At 46.8% G+C, this 15292-nt stretch carries 13 protein-coding genes; 7 read left to right on the top strand and 6 right to left on the bottom strand.

Features of this window, described 5'->3' with window-relative positions; genetic code table 11:
• Positions 1 to 10: 10 nt before the first annotated feature.
• The 6 genes from atpH (at position 11) to glmU (ending at position 6400) form a co-directional block, all read left to right on the top strand.
• Positions 11 to 544: a F0F1 ATP synthase subunit delta gene (atpH, locus tag VSA01S_RS12030; RefSeq protein ID WP_039979021.1), complete on the top strand. Its 534-nt coding sequence runs from the start codon at positions 11 to 13 to the stop codon at positions 542 to 544.
• A 13-nt stretch (positions 545 to 557) separates the two neighbouring features.
• Positions 558 to 2099 carry a F0F1 ATP synthase subunit alpha gene (gene atpA / locus VSA01S_RS12025; protein WP_039979022.1) on the top strand — a complete coding sequence of 514 codons (1542 nt, stop codon included), beginning with the start codon at positions 558 to 560 and terminating at the stop codon, positions 2097 to 2099.
• A 44-nt stretch (positions 2100 to 2143) separates the two neighbouring features.
• Entirely contained in the window at positions 2144 to 3010 is an 867-nt protein-coding gene (gene atpG, locus VSA01S_RS12020; protein WP_039979023.1) for a F0F1 ATP synthase subunit gamma, read from the top strand.
• A gap of 35 nt (positions 3011 to 3045) precedes the next feature.
• Positions 3046 to 4449 carry a F0F1 ATP synthase subunit beta gene (atpD, locus tag VSA01S_RS12015; protein WP_039979024.1) on the top strand — a complete coding sequence of 468 codons (1404 nt, stop codon included), beginning with the start codon at positions 3046 to 3048 and terminating at the stop codon, positions 4447 to 4449.
• Positions 4450 to 4467: 18 nt separating this feature from the next.
• Positions 4468 to 4890, top strand: coding sequence for a F0F1 ATP synthase subunit epsilon (locus tag VSA01S_RS12010; protein ID WP_039979025.1), 423 nt, complete (start codon positions 4468 to 4470; stop codon positions 4888 to 4890).
• A 148-nt stretch (positions 4891 to 5038) separates the two neighbouring features.
• On the top strand, positions 5039 to 6400 hold the full coding sequence (gene glmU / locus VSA01S_RS12005) for a bifunctional UDP-N-acetylglucosamine diphosphorylase/glucosamine-1-phosphate N-acetyltransferase GlmU (RefSeq protein ID WP_039979026.1): 1362 nt from the start codon (positions 5039 to 5041) through the stop codon (positions 6398 to 6400).
• A gap of 76 nt (positions 6401 to 6476) precedes the next feature.
• On the opposite strand, the gene punC is transcribed toward glmU, so the two are convergent.
• Positions 6477 to 7682: a purine nucleoside transporter PunC gene (punC, locus tag VSA01S_RS12000; protein WP_039979027.1), complete on the bottom strand. Its 1206-nt coding sequence runs from the start codon at positions 7680 to 7682 to the stop codon at positions 6477 to 6479.
• A gap of 153 nt (positions 7683 to 7835) precedes the next feature.
• Between punC and punR the strand changes: the two genes are divergently transcribed.
• Complete coding sequence (gene punR, locus VSA01S_RS11995) at positions 7836 to 8741, top strand: DNA-binding transcriptional activator PunR (protein ID WP_039979028.1); 906 nt, start codon at positions 7836 to 7838, stop codon at positions 8739 to 8741.
• 35 nt (positions 8742 to 8776) lie between these two features.
• Here the strand turns inward: punR and ilvA are convergent, their stop codons facing one another.
• Genes ilvA through ilvG form a run of 5 tightly spaced genes read right to left on the bottom strand, consistent with a single transcriptional unit; the run spans position 8777 to position 15075 of the window.
• The gene (gene ilvA, locus VSA01S_RS11990) at positions 8777 to 10324 is read right to left on the bottom strand and encodes a threonine ammonia-lyase, biosynthetic (protein ID WP_039979029.1); all 1548 of its coding nucleotides are present in this window, start codon (positions 10322 to 10324) and stop codon (positions 8777 to 8779) included.
• A gap of 3 nt (positions 10325 to 10327) precedes the next feature.
• Positions 10328 to 12169 (bottom strand): dihydroxy-acid dehydratase, encoded by a 1842-nt coding sequence (ilvD, locus tag VSA01S_RS11985; RefSeq protein WP_039979030.1) that lies wholly within the window; start codon positions 12167 to 12169, stop codon positions 10328 to 10330.
• Between the two features lie 12 nt (positions 12170 to 12181).
• A complete protein-coding gene (gene ilvE, locus VSA01S_RS11980; protein WP_039979031.1) occupies positions 12182 to 13120 on the bottom strand; it encodes a branched-chain-amino-acid transaminase in 939 nt (312 codons plus the stop codon).
• Between the two features lie 12 nt (positions 13121 to 13132).
• On the bottom strand, positions 13133 to 13417 hold the full coding sequence (ilvM, locus tag VSA01S_RS11975; RefSeq protein ID WP_021709716.1) for an acetolactate synthase 2 small subunit: 285 nt from the start codon (positions 13415 to 13417) through the stop codon (positions 13133 to 13135).
• An 11-nt stretch (positions 13418 to 13428) separates the two neighbouring features.
• Positions 13429 to 15075: an acetolactate synthase 2 catalytic subunit gene (gene ilvG / locus VSA01S_RS11970; protein ID WP_039979032.1), complete on the bottom strand. Its 1647-nt coding sequence runs from the start codon at positions 15073 to 15075 to the stop codon at positions 13429 to 13431.
• Between the last annotated feature and the right edge of the window lie 217 nt (positions 15076 to 15292).

Genomic DNA, 15292 nt, shown 5'->3' with positions numbered 1-15292 from the left:
GGGGGCGCACATGTCTAATTTGACTACAATCGCACGCCCCTATGCTAAAGCAGCCTTTGACTTTGCGGTAGAGAAAGACCAGTTGGACCAATGGGGCCAAATGTTGTCTTTTGCTGCTGAAGTTGCCAAAAACGAACAAATACAAGGGCTTTTATCAGGCTCAGTGTCTGCTGAAAAAGCCGTCGAAATATTTGTTGCTGTTTGTGGTGAACAAGTTGATGCGTATGGCCAAAACCTAATTAAGGTTATGGCTAAGAATGGCCGTTTAAAGGCCCTTCCCGATGTTTGTGAGCAATTCTTCGTATTGAAGAAAGAACATGAGAAGCAAATTGATGTTGAAGTGATTTCAGCAACAGAGCTTTCTGGTGAGCAAATCGCAAATATTGGCAGCAAACTTGAAGTACGTCTCGAACGTAAAGTGAAGCTGAATTGCAGCGTAGATGAGACCCTACTTGGTGGGGTTATTATTCGAGCCGGAGACCTAGTCATCGATGACTCAGCGCGTGGTCGTTTGACTCGCCTGAGTGATGCATTGCAGTCTTAATGGGGATTGGAGCATGCAACTTAATTCCACGGAAATTAGCGACCTAATCAAACAACGTATCGAATCTTTCGATGTTGTAAGTGAAGCTCGTAATGAAGGTACTATCGTATCGGTAAGCGATGGTATCATTCGCATTCACGGCCTAGCGGACGTGATGCAAGGTGAAATGATTAAATTACCGGGTGGCCGCTATGCACTCGCACTTAACCTTGAGCGTGACTCGGTTGGTGCGGTTGTAATGGGCCCATATGCCGACCTTAGGGAAGGTATGAAAGTAACAGGTACTGGCCGCATTCTTGAAGTGCCAGTTGGTCCAGAGCTACTAGGCCGCGTAGTCAATACGCTAGGTGAGCCTATCGATGGTAAAGGTCCAATCGAAGCAAAAATGACTTCGCCTGTTGAAGTAATTGCACCAGGTGTAATCGACCGTAAATCAGTTGATCAGCCTGTACAAACTGGCTACAAATCTGTTGACTCAATGATCCCAATCGGGCGTGGTCAGCGTGAGCTTGTGATCGGTGACCGTCAGACTGGTAAAACAGCAATGGCGATCGATGCGATTATCAACCAGAAAGATTCCGGTATTTTCTCAATTTACGTAGCTATTGGTCAGAAAGCATCGACTATCGCTAACGTAGTTCGCAAACTAGAAGAGCACGGTGCACTATCAAACACGATCGTTGTCGTTGCATCGGCTTCTGAATCTGCAGCGCTGCAATATCTAGCGCCATATGCAGGTTGTGCGATGGGTGAATACTTCCGCGATCGCGGTGAAGATGCACTGATTGTTTATGATGATCTATCTAAACAAGCTGTTGCTTATCGTCAGATCTCTCTACTACTTAAGCGTCCACCAGGCCGTGAGGCATTTCCAGGTGACGTATTCTACCTCCACTCTCGTCTACTAGAGCGTGCTGCTCGTGTGAGCGAGGAGTATGTAGAGCGTTTCACTAATGGTGAAGTGAAAGGTAAGACTGGTTCTTTGACAGCGCTTCCTATCATTGAAACTCAAGCTGGTGATGTCTCCGCGTTCGTACCGACTAACGTAATCTCGATTACCGATGGTCAGATCTTCCTACAAACTGAGCTATTCAACTCAGGCATTCGTCCAGCAGTTGATCCAGGTATCTCAGTATCTCGTGTAGGTGGTTCAGCTCAGACGAAAATCATCAAGAAGCTATCTGGTGGTATCCGTACTGCACTAGCTCAGTACCGTGAACTTGCAGCATTTGCTCAATTCTCATCTGATCTTGATGAAGCAACGAAGAAGCAGTTAGACCATGGTCAAAAAGTAACAGAACTGATGAAGCAAAAGCAGTACGCTCCAATGTCTGTTTTTGATCAAGCATTGGTTATCTTTGCGGCAGAGCGTGGCTATTTAGCTGATATCGAAATCAACAAATTGTTAGATTTCGAAGCTGCTCTTCTATCGTTCGCTCGCGGTCAATATGCTGAATTTGCAGCTGAGATCGACAAGACGGGTAAATACAACGATGAAGTTGAAGCTCAGTTGAAGAAACTGACTGATGATTTCGTAGCAACCCAAACTTGGTAATTAGGTCGGTGGCAGATTCTGCCACCAACTAACGGAGAGTAACGATGGCCGGCGCAAAAGAGATACGTAATAAAATCGGTAGTGTTAAAAGCACGCAGAAAATTACGAAAGCAATGGAAATGGTAGCAGCTTCAAAAATGCGTCGCTCTCAGGAGTCGATGGAAGCTTCTCGTCCATATGCTGAAACCATGCGTAAAGTGATCGGTCATGTAGCAAATGCAAATCTAGAGTACAGTCACCCGTACCTAGAAGAGCGTGAAGCTAAACGTGTTGGGTACATCATCGTTTCGACAGACCGTGGTTTGTGTGGTGGCTTGAACATTAACGTGTTCAAAAAAGCTTTGACAGACATGCAGACATGGAAAGAGAAAGGCGCTGATGTTGAACTGGCTATAGTTGGTTCAAAAGCAACGGCTTTCTTTAAAAGCGGTGGCGCAAAAGTGGTCGCTCAGGTTTCTGGTCTTGGCGATCGCCCAAGCTTAGAAGATCTAATCGGCTCGGTTAGCGTCATGCTGAAGAAATACGATGAAGGTGAGTTGGACCGTTTATACGTAGTTTTTAACAAATTTGTTAACACTATGGTTCAGCAACCAACGATCGATCAATTGCTTCCTTTGCCTAAATCAGACAGCGAAGAGATGCAGCGTGAGCATTCATGGGACTACATCTATGAGCCTGAACCAAAGCCTTTGCTGGATGCACTATTAGTGCGTTACGTAGAGTCTCAGGTATACCAAGGTGTGGTTGAAAACCTTGCTTGTGAGCAAGCGGCACGAATGATTGCGATGAAGGCTGCAACAGATAACGCATCTAACTTGATTGAAGACTTAGAGCTTGTGTACAACAAAGCCCGTCAAGCGGCGATTACACAAGAACTGTCGGAAATCGTTAGTGGTGCAGCTGCGGTTTAAGCTTAGGTAAAACGAATTAGTTTAGAGGATTAACGATGGCTACAGGTAAGATCGTACAGATCATCGGTGCGGTAGTCGACGTAGAGTTCCCACAGAGCGATGTACCTAGTGTATACGACGCTCTAAACGTTACAGAATCAAAAGAGCGTCTTGTTCTTGAGGTTCAACAACAGCTAGGCGGTGGCGTAGTTCGTTGTATCGTAATGGGTAGCTCTGATGGTTTACGTCGTGGTGTGGAAGTGGTAAACACTGGCGCTCCAATTTCAGTACCAGTTGGTACTAAAACGCTAGGTCGTATCATGAACGTCCTAGGTGATGCGATTGATGAGCGTGGTGAGATCGGTGCAGAAGAGAATTACTCTATCCACCGTGAAGCACCAAGCTACGAAGAGCAATCAAACGAGACTGCACTTCTTGAAACAGGTGTTAAAGTAATCGACTTGATTTGTCCATTCGCTAAGGGTGGTAAAATCGGTCTATTCGGTGGTGCAGGTGTAGGTAAGACCGTTAACATGATGGAACTTATCAACAACATCGCACTTCAGCACTCTGGTTTATCAGTATTTGCTGGTGTTGGTGAGCGTACTCGTGAAGGTAACGATTTCTACTACGAGATGCAGGAAGCTGGTGTTGTAAACATCGAGAAGCCTGAAGAATCGAAAGTAGCAATGGTTTACGGTCAGATGAACGAGCCACCGGGTAACCGTTTACGTGTTGCTCTAACGGGTCTAACAATGGCAGAGCGTTTTCGTGACGAAGGTCGTGATGTACTTCTGTTTATTGATAACATCTACCGTTACACACTAGCAGGAACAGAAGTATCTGCACTGCTTGGTCGTATGCCTTCTGCGGTAGGTTACCAGCCAACTCTTGCAGAAGAGATGGGTGTTCTTCAGGAGCGTATCACGTCAACTAAGCAAGGTTCTATCACCTCTGTTCAGGCGGTATATGTACCAGCGGATGACTTGACTGACCCGTCTCCAGCAACCACATTCGCGCACTTAGATGCAACGGTTGTACTAAACCGTAACATCGCATCAATGGGTCTATACCCTGCGATTGACCCACTGGATTCGACATCTCGTCAGCTTGATCCATTGGTTGTTGGTCAAGAGCACTACGACATTGCTCGTGGCGTTCAGCAGACGCTTCAGCGCTACAAAGAGCTGAAAGACATCATTGCGATTCTAGGTATGGATGAGCTATCTGAATCAGATAAGCAAGTTGTATCTCGTGCACGTAAGATTGAGCGTTTCCTAACTCAGCCTTACCACGTAGCGGAAGTGTTTACTGGCGATCCTGGTGTTTACGTCTCTCTCAAAGAAACACTACGTGGTTTCAAAGGTCTACTAGCTGGTGACTACGATGATGTTCCAGAGCAAGCGTTTATGTACTGCGGTTCAATTGACGACGCTCTTGAGAATGCGAAGAAGCTATAAGGCTAACTAGGAGGCGATATGGCACCAATAACCTTTCACTTAGACGTGGTAAGCGCAGAGAGAAGCCTTTTCTCAGGTCGTGTAGAAACGTTTCAGGTGACCGGTAGCGAAGGTGAGCTGGGTATTTTCCATGGCCACACTCCGCTGCTGTCCGCTATTAAGCCTGGTATGGTGCGTATTGTGAAACAACACGGCCACGAAGAGTTCATTTATGTCTCTGGTGGCATGGTCGAAGTTCAGCCTGGTACTGCTACAGTACTGGCTGATACCGCGATTCGTGGTGAAGATCTAGACGCAGCTAAGGCAGAAGAAGCCAAGCGTCGTGCTGAGGAGAAAATCCAAAATCAGCATGGTGATATGGACTTTGCACAAGCGGCCAGTGAGCTGGCTAAAGCCATTGCTCAGCTACGAGTTATCGAGCTGACTAAAAAGCGTCGCTAAATATAATTAGCGACGTTTCATGAAAAAGGCGACCAACAGGTCGCCTTTTTGTTTTTTTTTTATTAGAAATTAATATTTCATCATTAACTATTCAAGCTGAGGTAGTTAAACTAGACGTTAGTAAAGTCAGAACATCAATAGGTTTAAAATGAAATTCAGTTCGGTGATTCTTGCTGCGGGTAAAGGAACTCGTATGTACTCCAATATGCCTAAAGTACTGCATACTTTAGCTGGCAAACCGATGGCAAAGCATGTTATCGATACATGCACTGGTCTTGGAGCCCAAAACATCCACTTAGTATTTGGTCACGGTGGCGATCAAATGCAACAGACTCTCGCTGAAGAGCCAGTTAATTGGGTATTGCAAGCTGAGCAACTTGGTACAGGCCATGCGGTTGACCAAGCCTCCCCAAAGTTTGAAGATGATGAAAAAGTGCTTGTGCTTTACGGTGATGTTCCTCTGATTTCAGCCGAAACGATTGAAAACCTATTAGATGCCCAGCCAACGGGTGGCATTGCACTCTTGACGGTGATGCTGGATAACCCGATGGGTTATGGCCGGATTATTCGTAAAAATGGTCCTGTAGTGGCAATTGTTGAGCAAAAAGATGCCACAGAAGAGCAAAAGCTTATCAAAGAATGTAACACTGGTGTGCTGGTGGCGACGGGTGGTGACCTGAAACGCTGGCTTGCTGGTCTAAACAATGAAAACGCGCAAGGCGAATACTACCTAACCGACGTTATCGCAGCAGCGCACGACGAAGGCCGTGCAGTTGAAGCGGTTCACCCAGTAAACGCTATTGAAGTAGAAGGTGTTAATGACCGTGCGCAATTGGCGCGTTTAGAGCGTGCATTCCAATCAATGCAAGCACAAAAGCTCCTTGAGCAAGGGGTGATGTTACGCGATCCTACACGTTTCGATTTACGTGGTGAGTTGCAATGTGGTATGGACTGTGAAATTGACGTCAACGTGATCATTGAAGGCAAGGTATCACTGGGTGATAACGTTGTGATTGGTGCTGGTTGTGTGCTGAAAGACTGTGAAATCGACGACAACACGGTTGTACGTCCTTACAGCGTGATCGAAGGGGCAACTGTAGGTGAACAATGTACGGTGGGTCCATTTACTCGTCTTCGTCCTGGTGCCGAGATGCGTAACGATTCTCACGTAGGTAACTTCGTTGAAGTAAAAAATACGCGTATTGGTGAAGGTTCTAAAGCAAATCACCTCACTTACCTAGGTGATGCAGAGATCGGTCAACGTACTAACATTGGTGCAGGAACCATCACGTGTAACTATGACGGTGCGAACAAGTTTAAGACTCTCATTGGTAATGATGTTTTTGTTGGATCTGATAGCCAGCTAGTCGCGCCAGTCTCTATTGCTGATGGTGCAACGATTGGAGCGGGGACAACCTTGACCAAAGACGTAGCTGAAGATGAACTGGTGATTACGCGTGTTAAAGAACGCAAAATCGCCGGATGGCAACGTCCAGTAAAACAAAAGTAAGTCTCCGTTACTGCTTGTCGCAAAAACAAAGCCGCTTACAATCAGCGGCTTTGTTGTGTCTAAGGAGTAGTGTGAATTACATGTCTTCTTCGCTGACTACACGAGCGTTATCAGGCGGTGTGAAATGCTTTGCTAGCTCACGGTTTGATAGAATGTAACCTATCCATAATCCGCCCATACAAATGACGATCGCGATCCCGGTGACTAACTGAGCTTGGCTGGCCATCGCGGCTACCAGTGCACTTGCTAGGCTGCTTACGGTAATTTGCAGACTATTTTGTAGACCAGCAGCGGTCGCAGGGCTTTGTTTCGCACTTGCTAATGCACGATTTACCACGATTGGGTAAAGTGCGCCATTTGCTACTGCAATCAAGCAAAATGGCGCGAGGATTGGCCAGATAGAGGTCAAGTGCCATTGTGATGCAACAAAGATAAGTAGCGCAGCAACACTAAACAGACCAATTAACTGAAGCAGTACTTTCGCATCGCCATATTTACGAACGCCAACCTTGCCTAAGTAACCACCGACCATAAAAGCGATCGTTTGCGGGATAAAGCTTAAACCAATGTCTTTTGCTTGGTAGCCAAGTTGAGACATGATCTCTGGCATACCGGTTAGGTAAGCAAAGAAAGCGGCAGAGGCTGTTGCAAACATCAGCACATTACCGAGATACGTTTTCGATCCTAAGAGTGCTTTAATGTCAGTCGACATGCTGGTTTGCTTTATTTTTGGTGTTTCATCTTTTTGAGTCATGGTTGCCACGACCAGCAGCACGCCCATTAGGGTTAACGTAACAAAAATACTATGCCAGCCAAAGTTATCGGCTAGTAACACACCAAGTTGAGGAGCAAGGGCAGGTGATAAAGCAACCAACGGCATAATAGTGGCAAAGATCTGCTGACTTTGACTCGAGTAGCGTTTTATCACCATGGCCTGCCAAATGACCGCAGGAGCGCATACGCCGATTGCTTGAACAAAGCGCAATGTGATTAACTGCCAAACTTGCTCACTAAAGGCCAGGCCAAATGAGGCAACAGTAAACAGTGCCAAGCCAGCAGCTAACGTATTACGATGACCAAACTTATCAGAAGCCAGTCCCCATATTAATTGACCAAAAGCCATACCAACAAGAAATACTGTTAATGATAGAGCGATGTGTTCAGGGCCTGTCGCAAAGTCTACTTCCATGACTTTGAATGCGGGTAAATACATATCAGTTGCAATAAAGCCGAGCATCGATAAAGCTGCGAGGTAAACAAGCTGGAGTTTTGAGATTTTCATGAGTCAACCAATCAAATTATTTAATCAATGTGGTTCAGTGTTAGTTCTCACTAACCCTTAATTATTTGGTTTGCTATTCTATTTTTCGATTTTAAGAAAATGAAACGCTAAAATTGTTGGTTATCAATCAAAATTTTTGAAGGGTCGATATTGATGTTCTCAAAATCTTCGTTAGAGATGCTTGATACGGTTGCACGCTTGGGCAGTTTTACTGCGGCTGCAGAAGTTCTGCATAAAGTACCTTCGGCGATCAGTTATGGCGTTCGTCAGGTGGAACAAGAATTGGGTGTTGTGTTGTTTCATCGTTTGCCACGAAAAGTCGAGCTGACATCTGCAGGAGAGCTTTTTATTGCTGAAGCTCGGCTGTTATTGCGACAGATGGCCGAAGTAAAAGCACAAACACAACGAGTCGCTAATGGTTGGCAATCGACCCTTAAGATCACTTTGGATAATGTGGTTAAGCTCGACAAACTTAAGCCTTTGATTGAAGATTTTTATCGTGAGTTTGAATTTGCTGAATTACAGATCAACATGGAAGTGTTTAACGGTTGTTGGGAGGCCATTGCTCAGCAGCGAGCCGATATCGTGATTGGTGCGACGGCTGCCATTCCTGTTGGTGGTGATTTTGAAGTCAAAGAAATGGGGGTTTTGGATTGGGCTTTTGTGATGTCTCCGAATCACCCTTGTGTTCGTCAGCAAGTACTCAACGAAGCATTTGTCAGTCAATTTCCAGCGATTTGCTTAGATGATACATCGAACGTGTTGCCAAAGCGCTATACTGGGTATTACCCAAAGCAGCGCCGCTTACTACTACCGAACTGGTACAGTGCGATTGAATGTTTAAAGAATGGTGTTGGGGTCGGCTACATGCCTCGACATATTGCGATGCCGCTGATTCACCAAGGTGTGCTGGTGGAAAAAGTTTTAGTGGATAATAAACCGCTTAGCCAGTGTTGCTTGGTATGGCGTAAAGAGGATAATCACCGATTGATTAAATGGATGGTTGATTATTTGGGCAACTCAAGTCAACTGTATCAAGATTGGCTGGAGTGTGAATAATAAAGCCACTTTGGCTAAAAGTGGCTTTATGGTTGCTAGGATAAGAAAAACTGATACGACGGGTTGTCCGTTTCATCTTTGCACCGATAGCCAAGCTCACGTAAATGTGCGGAAAATTGGGCTAAATCATGCTCATCTAACTCGAAACCACAGAGAACGCGGCCATAATCTGCACCGTGATTACGGTAGTTAAATAGGCTGATATTCCAATGGGTGCCGAGTGTACTTAAGAACTTAAGCAGTGCTCCAGGGTATTCTGGGAATTCAAAGCTGTACAGCCGTTCTTTAAGTGACTTAGACGGCTTACCACCGATCATGTAGCGTACGTGCAGCTTCGCCATTTCGTCATCAGATAAATCAACCACAGGGTAACCACCATCTCGTAAGTCACGAATGATGTTGTCCAGTTCTTCTTGGCCACCTTGTAAACGTACACCAACAAAGATGTTGGCTAAAGCATCATCATTGTAACGGTAGTTAAATTCCGTTACGGCTCGGCCACCAATTAAGTTACAAAACTCAAAGAATGCCCCTTGACGCTCTGGAATGGTTACTGCGAGGAGACCTTCTCGCTTCTCACCCAGTTCACAGCGCTCAGAAACATAACGTAGGCCATGGAAGTTGGTGTTTGCACCAGACAGGACCGTAGCAAGGTTTTTGTCTTTGAGCTTGTTTTGTTCCGCGAACTTTTTTAGGCCTGCGAGAGCGAGTGCGCCTGAAGGTTCGGCGATCGCTCGTGTATCTTCAAAGATGTCTTTGACGGCTGAACAGATTTCATCACTGGAGACCGCGATATGGCCATCAATGTATTTTTGGCACAGGCGAAAGGTCTCTTCACCAATGCGTTTGACTGCGACACCGTCAGCAAACATGCTGACTTGATCTAGCACGACAGGCTGGCCTGCGTCTAATGCAGCTTTAAGACAAGAAGAGTCTTCTGGTTCAACCGCGATGACTTTGATTTCTGGCATCAGTTGTTTCACAAGTACTGCAACACCGGCTGCCAAGCCACCACCGCCGACAGGGACGAAAATGTAATCTAAGTGGCCATTTTGCTGCAGCATTTCCATGCCGATAGTACCTTGTCCTGCAATCACCAATGGATGATCGAAAGGTGGCACAAAGGTGTAACCATGTAGCTCTGATAAACGTTCAGCTTCTGCTTTTGCCTCATCAAAGTTACTGCCATGCAATACCACGTTGCCACCGAAACTGCGTACCGCATCGACTTTGATGTCGGGAGTGGTCTTTGGCATCACAATGGTGGTTTTAATCCCCAGCTTAGTACCAGAAAGTGCCATGCCTTGAGCGTGGTTGCCTGCCGATGCCGCAATCACTCCAGCGGTTTTCTGTGCGTCAGATAGGCTCGCTACCATGTTGTATGCACCACGCAGTTTGAATGAGTGCACCGGCTGGCGATCTTCACGTTTGATTTGTACATTGTTACCAATACGAGCGGCGAGACGAGGCATCTCTTGCAGTGGGGTCACTGTCGCAACTTCATATACAGGCGCTCGTAAGATCTGGCGCAGATAATCTGCACCAGTTTGTGGTTGTTGACCAGAAAGTACACTATCGCTCATAAGCTAGTCCTCTAGCTTAGACTTGTCTCGTACTGCACCTTTGTCAGCACTGGTCGCCATACTGGCATAAGCTTTAAGTGCAAAAGAAACTTCACGTTGGCGGTCTAAAGGTTTCCAGCCTAGCTCGTCTTGTTTTGCACGTCGCTCAGCAAGTTCTTGCTCAGAAACTTGAAGAGAAATTGAACGATTTGGAATATCAATCGCGATCATATCGCCTTGTTTTACCAGACCAATCGCACCGCCGTTTGCAGCTTCAGGCGAAGCGTGACCGATAGACAAGCCTGATGTTCCACCAGAGAAACGGCCGTCAGTTAGAAGAGCACACTCTTTACCAAGCCCCATTGATTTTAGGTAAGTGGTTGGGTAAAGCATTTCTTGCATGCCCGGACCACCTTTAGGGCCTTCGTAGCGGATAACAACCACGTCGCCTGCTTTGACTTTACCACCCAAGATGCCTTCCACGGCATCTTCTTGGCTTTCAAATACTACGGCTGGGCCTGTGAACTTATGAATGCTCTCATCAACGCCTGCTGTCTTAACGATACAGCCATCTAATGCGATGTTGCCTGATAGAACCGCTAAGCCACCTTCTTGGCTAAAAGCATGAGCGATGCTTCGGATACAGCCTTCAACGCGGTCGTCATCAAGACGATCCCAGCGACAATCCTGTGAGAAAGCTTGTGTGGTTCGGATCCCTGCAGGACCAGCACGGTAAAACGTCAGAACGTCTTCGTCTTCGGTTTGCATGATGTCGTATTTCGCCAGCTGCTCTTTCATCGAAAGACCAAGTACAGTGCGCGCATCATTGTGTAGTAGACCCGCACGGTCTAGCTCACCAAGAATGGCCATCACACCACCAGCACGGTGTACGTCTTCCATGTGATATTTCTGAGTAGATGGTGCGACTTTACATAAATGCGGTACTTGGCGAGATAGGCGATCGATGTCTTCCATATCAAAATCCACTTCACCTTCTTGCGCCGCTGCCAGTAGGTGCAGAATGGTGTTGGTTGAGCCACCCATTGCGATGTCCAGTGCCATTGCATTTTCGAAAGCATCAAACGTAGCGATGTTGCGTGGTAGTGCTGATTCATCATCTTGCTCGTAGTAACGACGAGTCAGTTCAACAATGCGACGACCTGCATTAAGGAACAGTTGTTCACGATCAGCGTGTGTTGCCAACATTGAGCCATTACCTGGTTGTGAAAGACCGAGAGCTTCCGTTAAGCAGTTCATCGAGTTTGCGGTAAACATGCCTGAACACGATCCACAAGTTGGACAGGCACTGCGCTCGATCTGTTCGCTTTGCTCATCAGACACTTTTGGATCAGCACCTTGGATCATTGCATCAACGAGGTCTAGTTTGATGATCTGATCAGACAGCTTGGTTTTCCCCGCTTCCATCGGGCCACCAGAGACAAAGATAACCGGGATATTAAGTCGCATCGCGGCCATCATCATTCCTGGGGTGATTTTATCACAGTTAGAGATACACACCATGGCATCGGCACAGTGAGCGTTCACCATGTATTCAACAGAATCGGCGATCAGCTCACGAGATGGCAATGAATAAAGCATGCCTCCATGGCCCATTGCGATACCATCATCTACGGCGATGGTGTTAAATTCCTTGGCGATGCCGCCTGCTTTTTCAATTTCACGAGCTACAAGTTGACCCATGTCTTTTAGGTGTACGTGCCCGGGAACAAATTGAGTAAACGAGTTTACGACAGCAATAATAGGCTTACCGAAGTCTTCATCTTTAACGCCAGTTGCACGCCACAGGGCGCGTGCTCCTGCCATATTGCGGCCATGTGTTGTGGTGGCTGATCTGTATTTTGGCATTGCTAATCTCTCTTACTTCTGCTCGGGGTACACATAGTCTAACCAGCCCCACTTATCTTCAGTGGTTCCGTTGAACAGGCCGAAGTAGGCCTCTTGGAGTACTTTGGTGATAGGGCCGCGTTTACCGCTGCCGACTTCAATTTTATCGATGCTCGCAACAGGGACCACCTCGGCGGCGGTACCCGTCATAAAGACTTCATCGGCTAGGTAAAGAGCTTCACGAGCAATATTGGCTTCACGAACTTCATAACCTTTGTCACGTGCGATGGTCATGATCGAGTCACGAGTAATACCGGGTAAAATGGCGCTGGTGGTTGGTGGTGTTGTGATCACACTATCTTTGATAACAAAGATGTTTTCACCAGCACCTTCAGACAGGTAGCCATCGACGCTCAATGCAATACCTTCATCATAACCGTGGCGACGGGCTTCACCGCCAACCAGTAGTGAAGATAGGTAGTTACCGCCCGCTTTTGCTGCAGTAGGAATGGTATTGGGGGCGGCACGATTCCAGCTCGAAATCATTGCATCGACACCTTTTTCCAGTGCTTCTTCACCGAGGTAAGAGCCCCAAGGAAAAGCAGCAATAACCAGGTCCATTTCTGTACCTACCGGAGGGCAAACACCCAGCCCGACGTTGCCTACAAAGCCAAGTGGACGAATGTACGCGCTCTCTAGCTTATTCTGGCGCAGTGTTTCACGTGTCGCTTCCATAATTTCTTCAACTGAAAATGGGATCGGGAAACGATAAATTTTTGCTGAATCTTTTAAGCGTTGGGCGTGTTCTCTGTGGCGAAACACAATTGGGCCTTTTGGCGTGTTATAGCAGCGAACGCCCTCAAAAACTGAGGTACCGTAGTGCATAGCGTGAGTTAATACGTGTACGTTTGCTTCTGCCCACGGAACCATTTTGCCATTGAACCAAATGAAGTCTGCAGTATTTGTTGCCATGTGTTGCTTTCCTTATGCACTGACGTGTTGTTGTAGGTTGTGGTTTGGAAGCTCATCATTACGGATTTTGAGAACGTCTACTGAGCGAATATCCCACAACTTTTCAATTTGATTGACTAAAAAAGAGATTGGCCGATCACTGTCGACAATCAGTTCGACGCTCGCCACTTTACTGGCGTGATTCTGTGTTGCAGCAACCTGTTTGATCACAAATCCTCTATGGCGAGTGACACGAAGTACACGCTCTAACAGGACCGGTTTGTCATCGGCTTTAATGTCGAGTAAATATCTGTCCATTTGAGTGCTTCCTACGTGTTCTCTAACATATCACTGTTTGACGCACCCGGTGGTACAAGTGGCCATACGTTTTCTTCTTCGTCGATTAAAACGTGAAGTAAGTAAGAAGTCTTACTTTCTAGCATCGCTTTGAGAGCTGGTTCGACTTGTTCTTTTTTGGTTATGGTTTGACCTGGAATGTCGAATGCTTCGGCCAGCATGACGAAATTAGGATTATCATCAAGGATGGTTTCACTATGGCGGCCATCAAAGAAAAGAGACTGCCACTGGCGTACCATACCAAGACGTTGGTTGTTGAGCAGAACAATTTTGACTGGGATCTGGCGACGTTTCAGTGTGCCTAACTCCTGAATGTTCATCATGAACGAGCCATCACCCGTGATAAGGATAGATTGGTCATCAGGACGAGCCACCGCTGCTCCCATTGCTGCAGGTAAACCAAAGCCCATAGTGCCAAGGCCTGCGGAAGTGATGAAGTTTTGTGGTTCACGTGGCTGAATGTGCTGAGCGGCCCACATTTGATGTTGGCCTACATCGGTAGAGACGATGGCACTATCAGGCATCATATCCGACAATTGCTTGAGCAAAAGGGGCGCATAAATAAGCTCGCCAGGGTGATCATAACGCCACTTGAAACCACTGCGAAGACTTTCACAATGATGGACCCAAGGGCTGATGTCATGGGTGAGCTCAAGTTGAGGAAGAGTAGCCTTAATTTCACCCCTAAGTGGTGCATTAGCATGACGCAGTTTGTGGATTTCAGCAGCATCAATGTCGATATGAATGACTTTGGCATTAGGTGCAAAGGTATCGAGCTTACCTGTGACGCGATCATCAAAGCGTGCGCCAACAACAATCAATAAATCACATTCTTGTACGATTAAGTTTGCCGCTTTTGTACCGTGCATACCTAACATGCCAAGGTAATGAGGATCATGACGCTCGATGGTGCCTAATCCTTTCAAAGTGCTGACTGCTGGCATGGGGTTTAAACGTAAAAATTCTCTGACCACTTCAGTTGCTTTAGCCAATTGAACACCGCCACCGACGTATAAAACAGGGCGGGTTGATGTGCTCAGAACCTGTTGAGCGCGCTGAATGTCGGCTTGACTGACTTGCGGTGCGTCGGGCTTAGCGAAGCTGTGCAACTGTGTGGTTGGTGCCTGGGCAAGTTGGACATCTTTAGCGATGTCGACGATTACAGGACCTGGGCGACCTGCCTTTGCGACTTCGAATGCTTCCGCCAATGTCGGTGCCAGCTCTGCAATATCCGTCACTAGATAGCTGTGTTTGGTACAAGAAAGAGACATACCAATCACATCCATTTCTTGGAAGGCATCGGTACCAATATGAGAACTTGCGACCTGACCTGTAATGGCGACGAGAGGTATGGAGTCAAGAAAGGCATCAGCAAGGCCTGTGACTAAATTGGTTGCACCCGGGCCCGATGTAGCCATGCATACAGCAACATCTTGTGTGGCTCGCGCCATGCCAATTGCAGCCATTGCTGCCCCTTGCTCATGTCGGCATAAGATGTGCTCGACGCCGCCATCATAAAGTGCATCATAAATTGGCATGATTGCGCCACCGGGGTAGCCAAATACGGTATCAATGCCTTGTTGTTTAAGTGCCGCGACGACAAGTTGTGCTCCAGTCATCGAAGACCTCCTATTTTGCTACCTTGAGGCTGGTAGTTAATTCCTTGTTTGTTGCACTTCATGTGCGCTCCCATTCTTCCCGTTAACCTGTCCGGTTTGGACCGTTGACAACATGTAGTTGTAAAAAAGCCCCCGGACTTTGCAGTGCGGGGGCTTTTTCTAATGTGTGTTTACTTTTCGCTCACACTCCCCCGCGCGGTGTTAATAATGACCACGA

It is taken from the genome of Vibrio sagamiensis NBRC 104589 (genome assembly GCF_007990935.1).
In the GTDB taxonomy this organism is placed as follows: Bacteria; Pseudomonadota; Gammaproteobacteria; order Enterobacterales; family Vibrionaceae; genus Vibrio; species Vibrio sagamiensis.
Note: the sequence above shows the minus strand (reverse complement) of the source record. Positions and strands in the feature narration are given on the sequence as shown.

Bases quoted from the DNA above. Each gene is read 5' to 3' on its own strand.
- atpH (WP_039979021.1), top strand. From the start codon at position 11: ATGTCTAATTTGACTACAATCGCACGCCCCTATGCTAAAGCAGCCTTT.
- atpA (WP_039979022.1), top strand. From the start codon at position 558: ATGCAACTTAATTCCACGGAAATTAGCGACCTAATCAAACAACGTATC.
- atpG (WP_039979023.1), top strand. From the start codon at position 2,144: ATGGCCGGCGCAAAAGAGATACGTAATAAAATCGGTAGTGTTAAAAGC.
- atpD (WP_039979024.1), top strand. From the start codon at position 3,046: ATGGCTACAGGTAAGATCGTACAGATCATCGGTGCGGTAGTCGACGTA.
- VSA01S_RS12010 (WP_039979025.1), top strand. From the start codon at position 4,468: ATGGCACCAATAACCTTTCACTTAGACGTGGTAAGCGCAGAGAGAAGC.
- glmU (WP_039979026.1), top strand. From the start codon at position 5,039: ATGAAATTCAGTTCGGTGATTCTTGCTGCGGGTAAAGGAACTCGTATG.
- punC (WP_039979027.1), bottom strand. From the start codon at position 7,682: ATGAAAATCTCAAAACTCCAGCTTGTTTACCTCGCAGCTTTATCGATG.
- punR (WP_039979028.1), top strand. From the start codon at position 7,836: ATGTTCTCAAAATCTTCGTTAGAGATGCTTGATACGGTTGCACGCTTG.
- ilvA (WP_039979029.1), bottom strand. From the start codon at position 10,324: ATGAGCGATAGTGTACTTTCTGGTCAACAACCACAAACTGGTGCAGAT.
- ilvD (WP_039979030.1), bottom strand. From the start codon at position 12,169: ATGCCAAAATACAGATCAGCCACCACAACACATGGCCGCAATATGGCA.
- ilvE (WP_039979031.1), bottom strand. From the start codon at position 13,120: ATGGCAACAAATACTGCAGACTTCATTTGGTTCAATGGCAAAATGGTT.
- ilvM (WP_021709716.1), bottom strand. From the start codon at position 13,417: ATGGACAGATATTTACTCGACATTAAAGCCGATGACAAACCGGTCCTG.
- ilvG (WP_039979032.1), bottom strand. From the start codon at position 15,075: ATGACTGGAGCACAACTTGTCGTCGCGGCACTTAAACAACAAGGCATT.